Genomic DNA, 20,190 nt, shown 5'->3' on the forward strand with positions numbered 1-20,190 from the left:
GCTGCCGGACTTACCATACCTTATTTAACTTCATTAAGAATGCTGGAAGGGATCAGCTCATTCTTCTCCAAAATCGAATTGAAGATTTCGTCCGCTTCCATGAATTTTTCATCAGCACTTACGAATGAAGTTTCTTCTTCACCCAAAGCCGCTGTCTTCATCTCATAAGATTCTGAGATCATTGCAAGTGCAGAACGAAGTTCCTCTTCATCGGCACTCAGCGTTTCCGGCACTTCAATTGCTTCAACAGCCTTTAGAGCTTCGCCGGCCGATTCCGCTGCAGCTGTTTTCAAAGCCACAAGTTCATCACCTTCAGGAAGAAGGCCTTCCGCATGCTGCTTTTCGAATACATTCAAGTCGCCGTCCACATTGTTGATTGTATTGGGAACAGCCATATAAAATCTCATTACTTCTTTTTTCATTTCAGCCGCATCAGCTGAAGGAGCTGCGGCGTTTGATGAGTCCTTCGTTTCTTTGGCTTCGTCCGAACCGCAGGCACTCAAAAACAGCATTGAAGCAAGGCCGGACATCAATAATTTCTTCATGGTATTTCCTCCTCTTTCTCTAACACTTCGATATATTACCATAGCTTTTATAGAGAGTATAGAGAGTTGGAAATAGCCGGAATGCATTGAATTTAAGCAGTATTCTTAACCTTCCGCCCGTTTGTGAGACGATCGACTATATTCGCCAAAGCCCCGTCACCCGTGACGTTTGCAGCTGTCCCGAAGCTATCCTGTGCCATATATAGCGCAATCATCAAGGCGACCATTGTCGCATCAAAGCCAAGCATCGTCTGCAGCAGGCCGATCGCTGCCATTACTGCGCCTCCAGGCACTCCAGGGGCCGCAATCATCGTTACACCCAGCATCAGGATGAATGGAAAGAATGAAGCGAAATCCGGATTCTGTCCAGTCAGGAGAACGACACCAATGGCACAGGAGACGAGAGTAATGGTGCTTCCTGATAAATGGATCGTTGCAAATAACGGAACGGAAAAATCCGCAACTCTTTCATCAGCCCCTGTTTTACGTGCCTGACGCAGCGTAACCGGAATCGTGGCAGCTGAGGACTGGGTACCGAGTGCAGTAAAATATGCGGGCAGCATTGTTTTCAGCATCTTGAACGGATTCTGTTTAGTCAAAGATCCCGCCGTGCCATATTGAAGCACCAGCATGACCCAATGGAGAGTGATGATCATCACGAATACGATCCCGAACAGCGAGAGGATTTCCATTACAGCTCCGCCGTATGCCATATTGGCGAAGATACCGAAAATATAGAATGGAAGTAACGGAATGATCACGACCGAAATAGCTTTTTCAATAATAATCTGAAACTCGTCAAAAAATGAAATCATTGTTTTGCTGCCGGTTGCCGCCATTCCGATTCCCAAAAGGAACGCAAGAAGCAGCGCCGACATGACACCAAATAGTGGAGCCATTTCAAGTTTGATGAACGTAGTGGCAAGCGCATTAGCGGGATCGTCCAAATTAGCCATTGTCCGTCCATCCATAATGCCTGGAAGTATCAGCATTGCAACAACAAACGCAAACACCCCAGCCAGGACTGTCGAGATATAAGCGACAATTGTCGAAATGCCAAGCAGCTTGCCTGAACCTGTTCCCAGTTTCGCAATTCCTGGCGCAATAAATCCAAGAATGATCAAAGGTACAATAAAGTTGAGAAAATTACCGAAAATCGAAGTGAATGTTGCGAATACACGCACCAGATTTTCTGGTGCTATCGAGCCTATCAGCACCCCTAAAGCAATGGCTACAATGATTCTCGGCAATAAACCGAATTTAACTTTCATTTCATGTCCTCCCAGGATGTACAAACGTTTTTTGTAATAGTAAATAAAATACCACAGATGAAACAATAAGATAAGCCTTTTGCTAATACGCGAAATTTTCAATTATTAAGTTATTGTGAAATAATCTTGTTCCCTCTTAATAATGAGAAAAAGCACCCCGGAGGATGCTTTTTTGAAATGAATTTATTCTACAGGTACGACAGAGCCGCCCCATTCTTCAAGGATGAAATTCTGGATTTCTTCAGATTTCAGTGCTTCCACCAATGCCTGTACTGCTTCACTGTCTTCATCGCCTGAACGGACAGCGATAATGTTTACGTAAGGCGAATCCGAATCTTCAAGAGCGATGGAATCTTCCTGCGGGTTAATGCCTGCATCGATTGCGTAGTTGGAGTTGATCAGTACCGCATCTCCTTCACCCTGTTCGTACATTTGCACCAATAAAGCCGCTTCGTAATCTGTTTCAAATTGCAGGTTTTTCGGATTTTCAACGATATCGCTGACTTCAGCTTTTGTTTTGTCGATGTCTTCTGCCAAAGTAATCAGTCCCTGCGCTTCCAGCATGGACAAGATACGTCCGTGGTCAGCCACAGAGCTGCTCATGAGGATCGTGCCGTTTTCCGGCAGCTCTTCCAAAGAGCCATACTCCTGGGAGTAGACACCGATTGGCTCGATGTGAATGCCGCCCGCGTTTGCGAAATCATAGCCATTTTCTTCGATTTGCGCTTCAAAGTATGGGATGTGCTGGAAGTAGTTGGCGTCAATTTCACCGGATTCCAAGTCCGAATTCGGGAAAATATAATCCTGATACGTTTCAATTTGCAGATCAATTCCCTGTTCTTCAAGAATTGGCTGTGCCTGTTCTAAAATTTCAGCATGTGGCACGTTTGAAGCGCCCACTTTTAATGTAGTCGTTTCCTGTTCACCCGATCCGCCTGAGCTGTTTTCGCTTCCGCTCTCGCTTGAATCACTGCCGCATCCTGCTAAAGCCAAAGTTGCCAATAATGTGCCTGTAAGAAGTTTTTTCATAATGTGTACTCTCCCTTTTCTGTTGTTGTTTTTTTATGTGAACGGAATTTCCGCCATCATCGTTTGTCAGCTTTTCTTGTTAATGCATCACCAATCCACTGGATAATGAAGACTATGACCAGGATTAAGATGGTCGCCATCAATACGACATCCGGACGGGTACGCTGGAAACCATCCAGGAAAGCCAATGTTCCGAGCCCGCCAGCACCGATGACTCCCGCCATCGCTGTATAGCCCACCAATGCAATGGAAGTGACTGTAATTCCTGAAATCAGTGCCGGTTTGGATTCCGGCAACAGCACCTTCCGGATGATGGTCCATGTAGTGGCACCCATGGATCTTGCTGCTTCAACTACGCCTTTATCAATTTCCTGGAATGCAATCAGGACCAATCGTGCATAAAACGGTGCCGCCCCAATAACCAAAGCCGGCAATGCAGCATTCGGTCCACGTATCGTATCGAGCAGGAATTTTGTAAAAGGAATCAGCAAAATAATTAAAATGATGAATGGAATGGACCGGAAAACGTTGACGAAAATTCCGGTCAGCCAATAAACGATTTTATTGGCCCATAATTGTCTCAGCGATGTCAGGAACAGCACAATGCCGAGGATAAGGCCGATGATGAAAGTAAGAAGCGTCGACATGGCCGTCATATAAATCGTTTCTACTGTCGCTTCCCACATTTTGTCCCAATCGACGTTCGGAAATAATGACTCAATCATTTGCCATCACCTCCGTTTGTACATTTTCATTTTCCAGGAAAAGGATAGCGTCAGCGATTTCCTCTTTCGATCCTTTCAATAAAAGGATCAGGGTGCCGTATGCCCCTCGCTGTGTATGTGATATATCACCTTGGACGATATTCACTTCCACCGGATAGCTCCGGATCAGTTTTGTCAGAATCGGCTGTTCCGCCTGCTCGCCAACGAATATCAATTTCACAAGCTCCCCGGTTGGATAAAGTTCGCGAAGATTCCTGATAGTTTCAGCCGAATCTTCCGTTTCAGTCACCTGCGCAACGAAGCGTTTGGTGATTTCCTGTTTTGGCGTCTGGAAAATCTCCAGCACATCCCCAAGTTCCACTACTCTTCCGCCTTCCATTACTGCAACGCGGTGGCAGATTTTACGGATGACATGCATTTCATGTGTTATCAAAACGATTGTCAATCCCAGTCGTTTATTGATGTCCACCAGCAGATCCAGTATTGCGTCGGTCGTTTCCGGATCGAGGGCGGAAGTGGCTTCATCGCACAGCAGTACTTCCGGGTCATTGGCGAGTGCGCGGGCGATGCCGACGCGCTGTTTCTGACCGCCGGACAGTTGCGAAGGATAAGCGTTTTCGCGGCCAGCCAAACCGACCAGTTCCACCAGTTCTTTGACTTTCGCTTCTCTTTGTCCTTTTGGAACACCGGCAATTTCAAGTGGAAATTCGATGTTCTCCTTTACAGTGCGGGACCAGAGCAGATTAAAATGCTGAAAGATCATACTGACTTTCTGGCGCGCCTTCCGAAGCTCCGCTCCCTTAATGGCCGTGATTATCTGGCCGTTGATATCGACGGTGCCGGAAGTCGGCTTTTCGAGACCGTTCAGGATACGGATCAATGTACTTTTCCCTGCTCCGCTATATCCGATAATGCCGAAAATTTCACCGTCAGCTATCGACAGATTGACATCATCCACTGCTGTCAATTGGGCTTTGCCCGTATCAAATATTTTCGTCAATTCCTTTAACTCAATCATTGAGACACTCTCCTACTCCAATATAAAAACCCTTCCGCTCAAAATGAGCAGAAGGGCGCACGTAAAAAAATTATACGATAACCGTTCTCTCATCTTCCAAAGCTTTCACTTTGTGTGACTTGGCACCATTTCATTTTCATGACGGTTGCCGGGCTTCACAGGGTACTTCCCTCCACCACTCTCCATAAGAGTTACGTTATTAAGTTTGCTGTTCAGGATTTCAATTTACCACGGCTTTTTTTAAACGTCAACTATTTTAGCTTTTCATATAAATATGGGACTGACTGAAAAGCGTATATTTTCTCTTTCAGTTTTCCGTTTTCCGTAATAAGCAGACAAGGAACACTTTCGACTTCGTATAATGCAGCAATTTCCTGCACGTAATTTAAATTCGCTTTGCCGATCGGCAATTCAGGCAGAGCCGCAACCACAACATCCAGCATTTTTGATGCCAGCTGGCATGTCCCGCACATGGGCGTATACAGATAATAAGCAGAAAGCTTATGTGTGTTCTTCATTTTGATCCAATCTTTGTGGTTCCATTCTTCCATCTATCGTCATCCTTCGATTAACAGTTTATTGACCCGGATGTTGGCTGCTATCAAAACGTCGGTGAGAATACGCAGCGGCGTCGTCGCCACTTCCTTATAGCTTCGGTCGATATAAAAATGGCGTGCTTCAGGAAATTCACGCTTCACCAGTTTCCTCAGCTTTTCACCGGATTTATCTGCATCCACCAGCACGATGATGTCCTGCCCTTCAAACGGCAGCAGCAATTCTTCGAGCCTTGTTGCACTCACTGTACCATTTGTGCAGAGAATCGTCACGGATTCTGCAATGAGCGGCGCAATTCTATTTTTATCAGAAATCCCTTCAACCATAATCACTTTGCCCATAAACCAGCACCCCACTGACCAATTGGAATATTAAAGCATGATAACAGCTACCTGAATTTTTTCGATTCAATAAATCTGATTAAAAAAAGCGCCACAAAAAAGGCGCTTACCAGGGATTACTCGTTCGTCATTTCTTTATATTGATCAGCATCCATCAAATCGTTCATTTCTTCATCAGAAGGAGCCTCGATGACAACCATCCAAGCTTGCTCGTATGGTGATTCGTTAACGAATTCCGGGCTGTCTTCAAGTTCAGAATTGACTTCAACAACTTTGCCGCTTACAGGGGCATACAATTCCGATACAGTCTTAACAGATTCAACGCTGCCGAACGGTTCGTTTTTCTTCAGTTCATCACCGACCTGCGGCAATTCTACAAAGACGATGTCGCCAAGTTCAGCCTGTGCAAAATGCGTAATGCCGATGCGAGCTTTGCCGTCTTCAAGTTTAACCCATTCATGTTCTTTTGAATAACGAAGTTCTTGTGGTGTGCTCATCCAAACGCCTCCAAAATATGTAGTAGCTTCAATCTCAGTTTGACATATTAACGGTTGAATTACAACATTCCCAAACCTTTAAGACCAGGTATTTTCATAGAGCTCTTCTTTGAATCCCAGAGTCGCCTTTTTCCCGTCCCAGGCAAGCGGCCGCTTAATCAGCATGCCCTCGTAAGCAAGCAGTTCCAGTTTATCATCTTCCGTCATTTCGGCGAGCTTATCTTTCAACCCAAGCTCCCGGTATTTCTGACCGCTGGTGTTAAAAAACTTTTTCAGTTCAATACCGCTTTCCGCAACAATCTCTTCCAGCTCGTCTTTTGACGGCGGATTTTCGACGATATGTATTTCCTTGAAGTCCACCCCATTTCCGGTCAGCCATTTTTCCGCTTTCCGGCAACTGCTGCACTTCGGATACCAATAAAAATCCAACATGTAAAAACCTCCTTGATAAACCTATTTTACCAAAAGACAGGCAGAAAATCGAAAAAAGCGCCGCCCATTTCGGCAGCGCTTCATGCATTTCATTAAACTATATATTTTTCAGCATCGACCAGCTTCACAGCGGCTTCGCGTTTTTTCGCGATGACGTTATAAGGCGTTGAGCGGGTCAGCTTACGCAGTGCTGCAAGCATCATTCGCTGATTGTCACCTTCGATTGCAGCGATCAATGTCTCTTTCGCGTCTTTCTCGATTTTGTCGAAAGCTTCCTGGCAGTAGATTTGCGTGTAAAGAAGTTTTTGTTTCGCTTTTTCTTCACCTGAAGCGGCAATCGCTTTTTCAGTGCGGAGGACAGCAGATTCCATAGCGAATACGTTGCTGACGATATCTGCAATATTCACTAACACTTCCTGCTCCTGCTCCAATTTTGTTCCGTAAGTCTGAGCTGCAAGACCCGCAGCCAAAATAGCGATTTTCTTCGCGTTGCTGACCAGGTATTTTTCCTGAGCCAACGCTTCCGTACCGATTTCTTCCGGCATCATCATTAACAATTCTTCCTGAAGTTTCATCGCATGCTGCAGGAGCGGCAATTCGCCTTTCATTGCTTTGCGCAATAAAGTACCAGGTACAAGCAAACGGTTGATTTCGTTTGTGCCTTCGAAAATACGGTTGATGCGTGAGTCGCGGTAGATGCGCTCGATTTCATATTCCTGCATGAAGCCGTAGCCGCCATGCAATTGAACGCCTTCATCGACGATGTAATCCAAAGTTTCTGTTCCGAAGAATTTATTCATCGAGCATTCCACTGCGAATTCAGCGATTGAATCTGCAACCAGTTTGCCGTTTGCGTGTTCTTCATCCGTAAATCCGCTCATGCGGTCTTCGAACAAACCGACTGTGCGGTAAACCGAACTTTCAAGCGCATATAATTGAGACGCCATCGTCGCAAGTTTTTCACGCGTCAGGTTGAACGAAGAAATCGGCGTTTTAAACTGCTGGCGCTGGTTTGTATAAGGAATCGTGATTTCCATTGCGCGTTTGGAAGCTCCGATTGTTCCTACTCCCAATTTGTAGCGCCCGATGTTCAGGATATTAAAAGCGATGATGTGTCCGCGTCCGGCTTCACCGAGCAAGTTTTCAACCGGCACTTCTGCATCTTCAAGGATCAATGTACGGGTCGAAGATGATTTAATTCCCATTTTCTTCTCTTCCGGCCCAACGGAAACGCCTGCGAATTCACGCTCCACGATAAATGCAGAGAACTGCTCTCCGTCAATTTTCGCGTAAACGACGAATACATCAGCAAAGCCAGCGTTAGTGATCCATTGTTTTTCACCGTTCAGAATGTAATGGGTTCCTGCTTCATTCAATTTGGCAGTCGTTTTCGCACCCAGTGCATCCGAACCTGAGCTTGGCTCAGTCAATGCGTAGGCAGCGATCATTTCGCCCGTTGCAAGACGTGGCAGGTAGCTTTGTTTTTGTTCTTCATTGCCGAAAAGAACGATTGGCAATGAACCGATACCGACGTGTGCTCCGTGCGTGATGGAGAAACCACCCGCTTTGGACATTTTTTCAGCGATCAAAGCTGAAGCGATTTTATCAAGACCCAAACCGCCGTATTGTTCAGGAACATCTGCCCCTAAAAGTCCCAGTTCTCCAGCTTTTTTCAACAGGCGTACGGAATGTTCGAACTCGTGGTTTTCAAGATTTTCGACGACCGGCATGACGTCTGTGTTGACGTAATCCTCCGTCGATTTAGCGATCATCTTCTGTTCTTCCGTGAAATCCTCCGGTGTGAATACGCGGGACAGATCTGCGTCTTCAATAAGGAAACTTCCGCCTTTAATCAATGTTTTTGATTGTTCCATTTTCTATTCCTCCTATTTTAAAAGCTGATTTCAAATGAATAACTCCTACAGCATTTCAAAGACGCCTGCTGCGCCCATTCCTCCGCCGATGCACATTGTGACGACGCCGAATTGTTTGCCCTGGCGCTTCAGTTCACTCATCATGCGGATGGTCAGGATTGAACCGGTTGCACCCAGTGGGTGGCCAAGAGCGATGGCACCGCCGTTCAGGTTCACTTTGTCGATATCGATATTCAATTTACGGATGACTGCCAGCGACTGGGAAGCGAATGCTTCGTTCAATTCCCATACATCGATGTCGCCGATTGTCAGACCGGCAAGTTTCAACGCTTTCGGAATCGCTTCGATCGGACCGATGCCCATTACTTCAGGGGGCACGCCGCCTGTTGCGAATGAGCGGAATTTGGCAATAGGTTTCAAACCGAGCGCTTCCGCTTTTTCACGGTCCATTACGAGCAATGCACCAGCACCGTCAGAAGTCTGTGAAGAGTTCCCGGCTGTTACAGAACCGCGTGCCGAGAATGCTGCACGCAATTTGTTTAATGTCTGGATTGACGTGCCGTGGCGGACGCCTTCATCCATTTCGAACATGACCGTTTTTTCCTGGTATTTATTGTTTTCATCAACGTATCTTTTCGTAACTTCAACAGGCACAACTTCTTCATCGAAATGGCCTTTTTCGATTGCTGCTGCCGCTTTTTCGTGAGAGCGGACCGAGAACGCATCCTGATCTTCACGGCTGACGCCGTATTGGGTAGCCACCTGCTCGGCGGTATGACCCATGCTCATATAGTATTGCGGAGCTGTTTCCGCCAATTTCGCGTTGGGGCGGATGACGTTGCCCATCATTGGCACCATGCTCATCGATTCCACTCCGCCGGCAATGACAGCTTCCGCATGCCCGACCATGATGCGTTCCGCCGCATAGGCGATTGACTGCAGCCCGGATGAACAGAAACGGTTGATCGTTACAGCCGGTGTCGTATCCGGTAAGCCTGCCAACGCTCCGATGTTGCGGGCAATGTTCATCCCCTGCTCCGCTTCCGGCATTGCGCAGCCCATGATCAAATCATCTATCGGCCCGTCGTAACCGCCTGCCCGTCTCAATGTTTCCCTAACAGCCAGTGCGCCGAAATCATCCGGCCGCACAGTTGCAAGTGAACCTTTTTTCGCTTTTCCGACCGGTGTTCTGGCACTGGCCACGATTACTGCTTCGCGCATATTGTTTCCTCCTTTATTGTCTTTCGATCAATTGCGTAACGGTTTGCCTTTGACCAGCATATGCTGCATGCGCTGCTGGGATTTCGGCTGTGCCACTAAACTCAGGAATGCCTGCCGTTCAAGGTCGAGCAGGTACTGCTCATCCACTTTCGTGCCGTATGGGACTTTTCCGCCTGCCAACACAAATGCCAGCTTCTGAGCGATCTTCAAGTCGTATTCACTGATATAGCCGGACAGGAACATGCCTTCAGCTCCAAGCAATAAAGTTGCATAACCCGGTTCGCCGGTGACAGGCACTTTTTCACGTTTCGGCGCCTGGTAGCCATTTTCATAAAGCGCCAAAGCTGCTTGCTTCGCATCATAGATCAGGTGGTCGCTGTTGACGCTGATGCCGTCCACGAAGTTCAGGAAGTTGTTTTCACGCGCTTCTTCAGCAGAAGTCGACACTTTTGCCATGGCAATTGATTCGAATACTTTGCTCGCCACATTTTGCAGATCGAAGTCGATGCCGTTCGGCAGGCCTTTCAAATGTTTCATATAAAGCTCTTTGTTTCCGCCGCCTCCAGGAATCAGACCGACGCCCGCTTCGACAAGTCCCATGTAAGTTTCCATCGAAGCCTGGATATGTGCTGCAGGAAGCGCTACTTCCGCACCGCCGCCAAGCGTCATGCCGAATGGTGCAGCGACAACCGGTTTGGAACTGTATTTGATTTTCATCATCGCGTTCTGGAAAGTTTTGATCGTGAAATCAAGTTCAAAAATGTTGTCATCCTGCGCTTCCATCAAAATCATGCCAAGGTTGGCACCGACGCAGAAGTTCTTGCCCTGATTTCCGATCACAAGACCTTTATAGTTTGCTTCCACTTCATCAATCGCAAAATTGATCATCTGCATGATATCAAGGCCGATTGCATTTGATTGCGAATGGAATTCAAGAAGAGCGATGCCGTCTCCAAGGTCAATCAGGCTCGCACCCGCATTCGATTTGATGACTCCGTGTTTTTTCTTATAGCGTTTCAGGTCGATCACTTTTTCATTGACCGGAACGATTTCATAATCTGTACCATTGAAGAAGTAAAGGTCGCCTTCCACCTCTTTAAAGAAGGTTTCATTGCCGCTGTCGATCAGGGATTGAACAAAAGCAGGAATGTCATGGCCTTCCTCTGTCATCTTCGCAACGGATTTTTGCACACCGATTGCGTCCCATATTTCAAACGGCCCCTGGTTCCAGCCGAAGCCCCATTTCATGGCGTTGTCGATTGCGACAATATCATCAGCGATTTCACCGTTCAACTGGGCTGAATAGCGAAGCACCGGCGCAAGGATATTCCACAATAATTCACCTGTGCGGTCATCTGCATAAACAAGTGTCTGCATTTTCGCTGAGCCTTTTTGCGTTTTGGCCATTTCCTGTGAAGGCGTTTTCAATTTGCCGGCTGGACGGTATTCCAGGGTTTCCGGATCCAGTTCGAGAATTTCCTTATCTTTCTTCAGGAAGAATCCCTGCCCGGATTTAGCACCGAGCCATCCGTTTTCAACCATTTTCTTCATGAATTCAGGAGCTTCGAACACTTTCTGTTCTTCTCCTTCTGTCTGGTCGTGGACGTTTTTCGCCACATGCATGAATGTGTCCAGTCCCACCACATCCAGTGTGCGGAAAGTCGCCGATTTCGGACGCCCGATCAGTGGACCTGTTACGGAATCCACTTCACCGATCGAATAGCCGCGGCTCTGCATTTCACGCAATGTCACAAGCAAACCGTAAGTTCCGATGCGGTTGGCAATGAAGTTCGGCGTGTCTTTTGCGATTACTACGCCTTTGCCAAGCACATCTTCACCGAAAACAGTCATGAATTCCACAACTTCGGGAGCCGTCGTTGCTGCAGGAATTACTTCTAGAAGCTTCAGATAACGCGGCGGGTTGAAGAAATGCGTGCCCAGGAAATGCTTGCTGAAATCTTCAGAACGGCCTTCCGCCATTGCATCGATCGAGATGCCTGAAGTATTGGAAGAAACGATTGTTCCAGGTTTTCTGACTGCGTCAATTTTTTCATAAAGTGATTTTTTCACATCAAGATTTTCAACGACCACTTCGACAATCCAGTCGACGTCTGTAAGTTTTTCCAAATGGTCTTCAAGGTTCCCCGGAGTGATAAGGTCCAAATTCTTCTTGGCTGTAAGAGGAGCCGGTTTTTGTTTCAGTAATTTCTGGATGGAAGTTGCTGCAATCCGGTTGCGGACTGCACGGTCTTCCAGCGTCAGGCCTTTCGCCTGTTCCGCTTCCGACAGTTCACGCGGTACGATATCCAGTAACAGTACAGGAATTCCTATGTTTGCAAGATGCGCCGCAATCCCGGAACCCATGACTCCGGATCCGATTACAGCTGCTTTTCTAATTTGGTATGCCACTAGCAAACCCTCCTCATATTTTTTGAATGAATGCTCATTCATTTTTAGGCTAAAAAAAATAGAACGTTCCCTATATTCATAAGTGTAAGTTATTTTCCTTTTTTTCGCAATATTTAATCGCTATATTTTTTGCCTCTCAGGATTCTTTTCTTTGCGAAACAGCAGATGACAGGTACACTGTAAATATTGAGCCCGATTGATGATTCATCAAGTCAATCGATCAGCTACTACTATAATAGAAGCAACAGGGGGAAGAACTTGTGAAACCGATCCATACAACCGAAGAATTCCAGACAGCGATTGCCGGAGACAAGCCGGTCATCGTCAAATTCCAGGCCGGCTGGTGCCCGGATTGCACACGCATGGATATGTTCATCGATCCGATCGTCGAAGAATATAATAACTATCAATGGTTTGATGTAAACCGTGACGAGCTGCCTGAAATTGCAGATCAATATGAAGTTATGGGCATTCCCAGCCTTCTGATTTTCAAAAACGGAGAAAAAAAAGCGCATCTTCACAGCGCAAATGCAAAATCACCGGAAGATGTAACCGGCTTTTTAGCAGAACAACCGGAATAGGCTCATGCCTGTTCCTTTTTTATTGTATACTTAGATTACCAATTATAGTGAGGTGGCCCATGGATCTCCAGAAAGAAAACAATGAATTAAAAGACCTTGTAAAATATTATGAGATGGTCATAAAAAATATGTCCGCTCCCATTATTCCATCGATTGTTCCCAGGACAATCCTGATGCCGATTGCCGGAATCATTTCAACTGACCGTTTTGAATTGATCCGGACCAAAGCCCTGGAGCATGCGGGTGAGCACCGTGAAACAGAATGTGTCATTTTCGATTTTACCGGCGTTCAAGCAGAAGATATCCAAACTTTTGACTACAATGAACTTGCCGGTGAGCTGACCGCTTTAAACAGCTCCCTGAAACTGATGGGCCTCCGTCCGATTTATGTCGGATTCAATCCCCGTTTTGTGCGTGAAATTGTCCATGCAGGCATCCAGGTCGACCTGGAAGTCTACAAGACATTCCGTGCAGCGCTGAAAGAATTGCTGGATGAAAAGAAAAAGAACCTTTCTTCAAAATAATGTGAGCGCAATCTGGAGGCGAAGGCATTGAAAATTCTGCTGCCGGTTAAAGGAATGTCCCAGTACGATGAAATGATTGACAGCAAAATTCGCGGCTCCGCCTGCGGACCTGTGACTGCAGCCGCTATTTACAACTTTCACGAAAATGAAAAACTGGGTATCAATGAAATATATAAAGTGCTCGGCACGACATCCATCGGCCTGTTCACCTGGAGACTGATGCGCAACTTCAGGAAAATCGCCGGAAGCCGGTACCGGATTGAAAAGATCCGGTCGATTGCAGAAGTGAAAGAAGAACTTCTGCAAGGGCGTCCCCTGGCGATGAAGTTTGACCGCTATTTCAGCTTCCGCTGGTTTTCAAAGCCGATGTTCAATTATCACTGGGTTCCACTCATCGGTTTTGAAGATAAAGCCGACGACGTCATCCTTTATTTTCACGACAACGGAAAAAGAAACCGCCCGAGCAGAATCCGGACAGTTTCTTATAGTTCACAGCGCTCTGTACTGAGCTTTGTCAAAATCATTCCGCATGAAGCGGAATGATTTTTTTATATGGATTTCTCCAATTGACGGGCCAGCAAGTTCAGCTGCAGGTTTTCGCACAGGCGGATATGGTCAGCGGTGTACCGGGGAACTGCAATTTGATCCAAAGGGATGTCGAGGTCGATATCACATTTGATCTCTGCCAATTCCTTGGACAGAAGAAGCATCTCTTTATTCTCTTCGATCTTTTTCTTTTGCGCCGGTTTCAGCTCATCAAGGGCTGCGAGCACACCGTCCGTCGACCCGTATTTCTGGATCAGCTGCAGCGCTGTCTTCGGTCCGATGCCTTTGACGCCCGGATAACCGTCACTTGCGTCCCCCATAAATGCTTTGACGTCTGCAAACTGTGCAGGTTCAATGCCATATTCTTCGTGAAAACGTCCTTCCGTATATTCATCATATATATGGAACCCTTTTTTCATGAACGCAATCTTCACCGAAGGCTTCAGCAATTGAAGCATATCCTTGTCACCGGTGATTATGGTGAAATCGACTTCGTCCTCCCATTGCTTCGTGAACGAGCCGATAAAATCATCCGCTTCGATCCCTTTTTCACCGAAGTTTTGCCATCCCAATTGTTCAGATACCGTTTTCGCCAGATCAAACTGGTGAAGCATATCATCCGGCGGCGCCGGGCGGTTTGCTTTATAGCCATCGAACATATCCGTTCGGAACGTATGTGCACCCATATCCCAGCATATGGCCATATGAGTCGGTTTCATCATCGTTTTGGCAGCAAGCACGTGGCGTGTAAAGCCCTGTACTCCATTTGTTGCGAGCCCGTCGGTTGTCCTGAAATACTGGCCGACCGCTGAAGTCGCAAAGAATGAGCGGAATAATAAAGCCATTCCATCAACCAATAATACGTGCGGTTTTTCCATAGAAATTTTTCCTCCATTCAGTTAATCCCTTAAACCATTATACGCTTTTCAATTCAAAAAAACTGCAGTTCCACCGCCAAATTGAAGACTGACAACGGAACTGCAGCTGGGATTGCTTATTTTAGCGTTTTCGCTTTATTGCTTTGTATTCCAGATTCAATGCCTTATAGAACGAGGCCATCATCAGGAGCATTATGATCGAGAACGGGAATGCCGCTATGATCAATACAGTTTGCAGGGCATCAAGTCCTCCTGTTGACAACAGGATTACAGCAATTGCCGATTGTGCAAGACCCCAAGTCAATTTAACAGTGTTCTTAGGGTGCAATGAGCCATTCGTTGTCTGCATACCGAGAACGAATGTCGCAGAATCCGCAGACGTAACAAAGAATGTCGTGATCAATAACACAGCTATGACCGACATGAATGTACCCAGCGGCAATTGTGAAAATGTAGCAAACAGCCGTTCCTCGGTCAGCATTTCAATCATGTTGAAACCGCTGTTCTGTACATCGATCGCAGTGGAACCAAAAGCCGCGAACCACAGGAAACTGATAAGTGTTGGGAGCATCAATACCCCGAACAGGAATTGGCGAATCGTGCGGCCTTTTGAAATACGTGCAATAAAAATACCGACGAACGGAGCCCACGAAATCCACCAAGCCCAGTAGAAGATCGTCCAACCATCTATCCACGCCCGATTTTCGCCATCGATTGGCGCAGCACGGAAACTCATTCTGACAAGGTTCTGGAGATAAGATCCTATTGTATCAGTGAACATATTTAATATGAGTAAAGTTGGTCCCACAATAATGACCATTAACAATAAAAAGACTGCAAGTATCATATTCGTATTTGACAGATACTTAATACCTTTACTCAATCCAGTCCAGGAAGAAGCCACGAACATCATGGTTACCACAGCAATGATGATGAGCTGTGTCACAAAACTGCCCGCTGAAATTCCATCGAACATATAAGCAAGTCCGCCGTTGATCTGGATGGCTCCAAAGCCAAGTGTAGTCGCTACACCGACAACCGTTGCGAAAACAGCTACCACGTCCACGACGGTACCCCAGACGCCTGTCATGCGGTCACCGAATAACGGCTTCAAAGTTGCAGAAACGAGCCCCGGTTCCCCTTTCCGGAATTGAGCGTACGCCAGTGCCAAAGCAACTACTGCGTAAATGGACCATGCATGCAGACCCCAATGGAAAAAGCTGTAGCGCATGGACTCTCGGAATGCCTCCGCTGAACCTGGGTCTGCTGTAGCCGGATCGATCGCATAATGCGAAAGCGGCTCAGCAGCGCCCCAGAACACGAGCCCGATTCCCATACCTGCTGAAAACAGCATGGCAACCCATGTTGAAAAAGAAAATTCCGGTTTATCCGTATCTTTGCCCAATTTTACCTGCCCCATCGGACTGACGAGGAAAAATAAACAGAACAATACCATGACTGATACGACTAAAAGATAATACCAGCCAAATGAGGTGGTAAGGAATGACTCGATGTTGCCTGTCACTGTTTCGAAGTTTCCCGGAGCCAGTGCGCCATAACCTACAGCCAATATAACCAGCGCTAGTGAAATCCAGAAAACATTGGTAACCTTTCTCATAAAATATCCCCCTTTTTTAATTTTCTGTCCCTAGATTGCTAATTCACAGCCATACCAATCAAAACAGAGTGTCAGATTTTATCATCAATATTCAAGGCTACGCAAAACAGAAGATGAAGTCAAGCCAACAAGATGATAAACCTTTCAGCAAAATAGCGGATTATGTATGTGAGCAGAAAAGTGCACATTAACTAATACCCTATTCATTTTTCAATAAAACAATTTCAATCCTGGAGTCATTCTGGTTTTGTTCCAATGCTGATCCGTTTCCCCCCTTTTGGAAAACTTCCATTTGAGTACTGTTTATTTGCAATAAGTGTTTCATGGTTCACCTATTAAGCTCCTGCTCTCTTCATAATTTACTATTACTTTAACTATAGCTATGTGTTTTTTTAACCATCAATTGTATTTCCCGTTATTCTTATATAATGAAAATATGGATTGAAAAGTGGATGCTTGAAAAATTCCGATATTTTAAATGTCCAGAAATGCTAATAAAAAAGACACAGAAGCATCTTTTTTTCAGATGCTCCCGTGTCTTTTATCCGTAAAAGCAATTTTAGCCGTCTATCCCCATTGATTTCTTATAACCCTTCAAATATTCGATTTCGGATGGACTTCCCATTTGCGGAGCGCTCATTGCCCGGTGCCAATGGGGATAGATTGGCGCAGGACGAGCGACAGACTCAATTTTATCGTGCTCTTCCTTCGTCAACTGAATATCAAAAGAAGCGATATTTTCTTTCAGCTGCTCTTCATTACGAGCTGCAATGACAATCGGTCCGACATTCGGCCGGTCCCTGACCCAGGCATAAGCGATTTGCGGAACGGATGCATTGTGGTTTGCCGCTGCTTCCTCCAGTGCAGCAATTACATCGTAAAGCCGCTCCTGATCCATTACCCATGGCTCCGACCATCCACCTCCCTGGCGTGTATCTTCAGGCGCTTCTTTTCCTCTGCCAATCTTGCCGTTCAACAGCCCTTCCCCGAGCGGGCTCCAAATCATCGAACTCACTCCAAGCTCCCTGCCTGCAGGAAGCAGCTCATATTCCGCTTCCCTCGCTTCAGGTGTATAGTAAATCTGTTGTGTGACTGGTGGAATAAAACCGGCCATCCTGGCGAACGTATAAGTTTTCGCAAGCGCCCATCCGCTGTAATTGGAAACACCCCAATGCCGGATCTTTCCTGATTTAATGAGGCTGTCCATCGTTTCCACGGTTTCTTCAACAGGCGTCTGTCCATCCCATAAATGCACAAAATACAGATCAAGATAATCCGTACCCAGCCGCTCCAATGATTCATCAATGGATTTCAGGATATTATTGCGTGAAGCTCCCTGGCTGTTCGGATTACCTCCTAGAGGAAATCCTGTCTTTGACGTCAACAGCACCTGTTCACGACGGCCTTTGATCGCCGCACCCAGAACTTTTTCCGCGTCTCCTTCCGAATATAGATTTGCCGTATCGAACATATTGATGCCGGCATCCAATGACATATCGACCATCCGGCGCGCTTCCTCTTCCTTCACATTGCCCGCTGCTTCAAAACCGTTCGTTCCGCTGAACGGGATGGTCCCGAGTATATATTTCGGTACGCGAAGACCTGAGTTTCCCAGATAAATATAGTCCATCGAATCCTCCTCAGAAATACTGTTTTTAAGTAAGAGATAACAATAGGTATCTACCCCTCAGTTACAACAGTAAAACGGAATCCATCTTTTAAGGATTATAAATCAGAGCAAAACTGTCACCGAATGACCTTATACCAGATTTCGACCTGTCTCGCGGTTTCAATCGTCAGCACCTTTTCCAGTCTGATTTCAAAGTTTTCGAGATGGTCGAAAAAACGCAACCCCTGTCCCAATAGAATCGGTGCAATGGCAATCTGCAATTCCTCCACCAGCCCGGCTTTCAGCGCCTGCTGGCCCGTACTGGCACCGAGCACCACCACATTTTTTTCTCCGGCAGCAGCTCTGGCCTGACTGATTGCATCTTCAATGCCATCATTCACAAAGGTAATCGTCAGCTTGTCATTTTCCTTCAGGTGTTTTTCGGGTGGATGATGGGTCAGGATAAACAGGGGCACCTGAAATTCATAATTGTCCGCGTAGGCATCTGTATCTTCCGACATCTCAAAACTGTTTCGCCCCATAATAACAGCTCCGGTTTTCGCCATCGCCTCATTGATTTCTTCATTAGGCTCGAAACTGGCATACAGTTCAGCGAGACTGCCTTCCTTGTCATTAATGAATCCGTCGACGGACATTATCATGCCCCACACTACTTTTGCCATCTCGTCCACTCCCATTCACGAAATTTTGCTTCTAGTGAATAAATTCTTTCTTTGTATGTTACGTCCCTTCTTTTCTCCGAGGTGGATTTATAGTTAATTTACTTAATTGAAATCAAAACGAAAAAACGCCGACACCCTTTAAAAGGTCTTGGCGTTTTTATGTGGCTCCATAAATTCTATGGAGACTTCCCTAGGAAAATGTAAAAAAACACAAGTCACAATTCTGACATTCTCTGTTCCCCTTTAAATCCAACAAAATTTAAAGCTGTAATTCTGTCCTCACACATAATCCCCTTTCACTGAGCCAATGAAAGCTCTTACAATAAAAATTTTGAAAATATCTTATTTTAAAATTTTTTTACTAAAACATTTAATAAACCTATTTTTATAATAAAAATCAGCTTTATATATTGACTTACTGCTCTCGCGGACATACTATATGAAAGTTGTTAAAACAAAATGTGATTGCGCAATAATATATATGAAACGAGGATTTACTTTTAATGTCTACCGATCAACGTAAAAAAATTGCTATTTTAATGATTACCGTGTTTATTATCATAACAAGTTTCGGAATAACCGGCCCCGTAATTCCAGCTTATCTTGAATCGATTAACCAGGGAGGAATGGCTTCCGGCCTGATCATTGCCAGCTTTGCCGGCGCTCATTTACTGTTTTCTCCACTTGGCGGAAAATGGACCGATCAATTCGGCCGACGTAAAATGATTATTGCTGGCCTTGCCCTTCTCTGTGTTGGCACGTTCTTATTCTATTCTACCGACACATTATGGGTTTTATATGCTTCCCGTGTAATCGGCGGCATTGGCGATGCTTTTCTCATACCGGCTGTTTTTGCTTATACGGCTGACATTACAACACAGGAACAGCGCGCAAAAGGAACTGGAATGGTGACCGCATCGATGTCACTTGGACTTGTAGTTGGACCTGCACTCAGCATCATGATGTCCGGTATGGACATTAAACTGCCATTCCTTGTGTCCGCCTGGATTACCTTAGCTGCTATCGTCTTCGCCTTCTTTTTCCTGAAGGAAACCGATCCGGCACATCTTGGGCAAGCGAACGTCCGCGACCTTGAAGACGAAGAGTCCATGTCGCAGAAAATTGCCCGCTCGACAAAAATGCCTTATTTTATCCCGCTGATCATCACATTCGTCATGAGCTTCGGTTTAGTGGCTTACGAATCGATTTTCGGCCTGGTCCTGAACGATGAATTCAGCGCCAGTGTGACCGATATTGCATTGATGTGCATGGCAATCCAGACCGTCAGTGTTTTGACCCAGCTATTCGCGGTTGACCGTTTGATCCGCCGTTTTGGTGAAGTGCCCGTATTGATTGCATTTCTCTGTGTAGCGATGGCTGGCTTCCTGCTGGCTATAGTTGCTGAAACTTACGTCATGTTCTTCGCCGTTACATTGATCATTTTCTTTGCCATGTCTATCCTGCGTCCTGTACTGAATATCCTGATCTCCAAAATGGCGAAAGGCGAAGTAGGCTTTGCCATGGGATTGAGTACATCGTATATGAGCATCGGCAACGTAGTCGGCCCCGTATCAGCGGGATTGCTGTATGATATGAATATGGTTTATCCGTTTATCCTTGGCTTGTCGATGCTGCTGGTCACAATCAGCATCACCATTGCCTGGTACCGGTCAAGCGGTAGAAAAACCATTACAACCGCCACAGAAGAAACTATTGCATTTGAAGCTGAATCCCGTATTTAGGGTTCAGCTTTTTTTGATTTATATAAGTTGAACTAATAATTTTTAATAGTCGATATTCCGCCAAACAGCTTCGCTTTCCAGCGGGCTCCCGC

20 protein-coding genes and 1 riboswitch are annotated in these 20,190 nt (G+C 46.0%); of the genes, 4 read left to right on the forward strand and 16 right to left on the reverse strand.

From position 1 onward, the window contains the following. Window positions 1–20: 20 nt before the first annotated feature. From KW93_RS08915 to KW93_RS08970, 12 genes are all read right to left on the reverse strand, one after another. Window positions 21–545, reverse strand: a complete 525-nt coding sequence (locus KW93_RS08915) for a hypothetical protein (protein ID WP_033542655.1) — start codon at window positions 543–545, stop codon at window positions 21–23. A 92-nt stretch (window positions 546–637) separates the two neighbouring features. Then, window positions 638–1,816: a dicarboxylate/amino acid:cation symporter gene (locus KW93_RS08920; protein ID WP_033542656.1), complete on the reverse strand. Its 1,179-nt coding sequence runs from the start codon at window positions 1,814–1,816 to the stop codon at window positions 638–640. 183 nt (window positions 1,817–1,999) lie between these two features. Further along, complete coding sequence (locus KW93_RS08925) at window positions 2,000–2,845, reverse strand: MetQ/NlpA family ABC transporter substrate-binding protein (protein ID WP_033542657.1); 846 nt, start codon at window positions 2,843–2,845, stop codon at window positions 2,000–2,002. 56 nt (window positions 2,846–2,901) lie between these two features. Further along, window positions 2,902–3,570: a methionine ABC transporter permease gene (locus tag KW93_RS08930; RefSeq protein ID WP_033542658.1), complete on the reverse strand. Its 669-nt coding sequence runs from the start codon at window positions 3,568–3,570 to the stop codon at window positions 2,902–2,904. Further along, window positions 3,563–4,588 (reverse strand): methionine ABC transporter ATP-binding protein, encoded by a 1,026-nt coding sequence (locus KW93_RS08935; RefSeq protein WP_033542659.1) that lies wholly within the window; start codon window positions 4,586–4,588, stop codon window positions 3,563–3,565. The genes KW93_RS08930 and KW93_RS08935 overlap by 8 nt, the downstream gene beginning before the upstream one ends. Before the next feature lie 86 nt (window positions 4,589–4,674). Then, window positions 4,675–4,779, reverse strand: a riboswitch (SAM riboswitch). A gap of 60 nt (window positions 4,780–4,839) precedes the next feature. Beyond that, complete coding sequence (locus KW93_RS08940; RefSeq protein ID WP_033542660.1) at window positions 4,840–5,139, reverse strand: thioredoxin family protein; 300 nt, start codon at window positions 5,137–5,139, stop codon at window positions 4,840–4,842. A gap of 6 nt (window positions 5,140–5,145) precedes the next feature. Further along, window positions 5,146–5,484 carry a TOPRIM domain-containing protein gene (locus KW93_RS08945; RefSeq protein WP_033542661.1) on the reverse strand — a complete coding sequence of 113 codons (339 nt, stop codon included), beginning with the start codon at window positions 5,482–5,484 and terminating at the stop codon, window positions 5,146–5,148. A 116-nt stretch (window positions 5,485–5,600) separates the two neighbouring features. Then, entirely contained in the window at window positions 5,601–5,981 is a 381-nt protein-coding gene (gene gcvH, locus KW93_RS08950) for a glycine cleavage system protein GcvH (RefSeq protein WP_033542662.1), read from the reverse strand. A 78-nt stretch (window positions 5,982–6,059) separates the two neighbouring features. After that, window positions 6,060–6,413: an arsenate reductase family protein gene (locus KW93_RS08955; protein ID WP_033542663.1), complete on the reverse strand. Its 354-nt coding sequence runs from the start codon at window positions 6,411–6,413 to the stop codon at window positions 6,060–6,062. 92 nt (window positions 6,414–6,505) lie between these two features. Then, on the reverse strand, window positions 6,506–8,287 hold the full coding sequence (locus tag KW93_RS08960; RefSeq protein ID WP_033542664.1) for an acyl-CoA dehydrogenase family protein: 1,782 nt from the start codon (window positions 8,285–8,287) through the stop codon (window positions 6,506–6,508). Between the two features lie 45 nt (window positions 8,288–8,332). Then, window positions 8,333–9,508 carry an acetyl-CoA C-acetyltransferase gene (locus tag KW93_RS08965; RefSeq protein ID WP_033542665.1) on the reverse strand — a complete coding sequence of 392 codons (1,176 nt, stop codon included), beginning with the start codon at window positions 9,506–9,508 and terminating at the stop codon, window positions 8,333–8,335. A gap of 27 nt (window positions 9,509–9,535) precedes the next feature. After that, a complete protein-coding gene (locus KW93_RS08970) occupies window positions 9,536–11,917 on the reverse strand; it encodes a 3-hydroxyacyl-CoA dehydrogenase/enoyl-CoA hydratase family protein (protein WP_033542666.1) in 2,382 nt (793 codons plus the stop codon). Between the two features lie 260 nt (window positions 11,918–12,177). On the opposite strand from KW93_RS08970, the gene KW93_RS08975 reads away from it, so the two are divergent. Genes KW93_RS08975 through KW93_RS08985 form a run of 3 tightly spaced genes read left to right on the forward strand, consistent with a single transcriptional unit; the run spans window position 12,178 to window position 13,565 of the window. Continuing rightward, complete coding sequence (locus tag KW93_RS08975) at window positions 12,178–12,498, forward strand: thioredoxin family protein (protein WP_033542667.1); 321 nt, start codon at window positions 12,178–12,180, stop codon at window positions 12,496–12,498. A gap of 59 nt (window positions 12,499–12,557) precedes the next feature. Further along, on the forward strand, window positions 12,558–13,022 hold the full coding sequence (locus KW93_RS08980; protein WP_033542668.1) for an STAS domain-containing protein: 465 nt from the start codon (window positions 12,558–12,560) through the stop codon (window positions 13,020–13,022). Window positions 13,023–13,049: 27 nt separating this feature from the next. Next, a complete protein-coding gene (locus KW93_RS08985; RefSeq protein ID WP_033542669.1) occupies window positions 13,050–13,565 on the forward strand; it encodes a C39 family peptidase in 516 nt (171 codons plus the stop codon). A 5-nt stretch (window positions 13,566–13,570) separates the two neighbouring features. Here KW93_RS08985 and KW93_RS08990 read toward each other — a convergent pair whose 3' ends face one another. The 4 genes from KW93_RS08990 to KW93_RS09005 form a co-directional block, all read right to left on the reverse strand. After that, window positions 13,571–14,446 (reverse strand): 5'-3' exonuclease, encoded by an 876-nt coding sequence (locus KW93_RS08990; RefSeq protein ID WP_033542670.1) that lies wholly within the window; start codon window positions 14,444–14,446, stop codon window positions 13,571–13,573. A gap of 121 nt (window positions 14,447–14,567) precedes the next feature. After that, window positions 14,568–16,064: a glycine betaine uptake BCCT transporter gene (locus KW93_RS08995; RefSeq protein ID WP_033542671.1), complete on the reverse strand. Its 1,497-nt coding sequence runs from the start codon at window positions 16,062–16,064 to the stop codon at window positions 14,568–14,570. 559 nt (window positions 16,065–16,623) lie between these two features. After that, on the reverse strand, window positions 16,624–17,694 hold the full coding sequence (locus KW93_RS09000) for an aldo/keto reductase (RefSeq protein WP_033542672.1): 1,071 nt from the start codon (window positions 17,692–17,694) through the stop codon (window positions 16,624–16,626). 116 nt (window positions 17,695–17,810) lie between these two features. Further along, window positions 17,811–18,356, reverse strand: coding sequence for a dihydrofolate reductase family protein (locus tag KW93_RS09005; protein WP_033542673.1), 546 nt, complete (start codon window positions 18,354–18,356; stop codon window positions 17,811–17,813). A 503-nt stretch (window positions 18,357–18,859) separates the two neighbouring features. Here KW93_RS09005 and KW93_RS09010 point away from each other — a divergent pair. Next, complete coding sequence (locus KW93_RS09010; RefSeq protein ID WP_052131540.1) at window positions 18,860–20,098, forward strand: MFS transporter; 1,239 nt, start codon at window positions 18,860–18,862, stop codon at window positions 20,096–20,098. Window positions 20,099–20,190 lie beyond the last annotated feature (92 nt).

The sequence above is a fragment of the Planococcus sp. CAU13 genome, assembly GCF_000775575.1.
Classification (GTDB): Bacteria; Bacillota; Bacilli; order Bacillales_A; family Planococcaceae; genus Planococcus.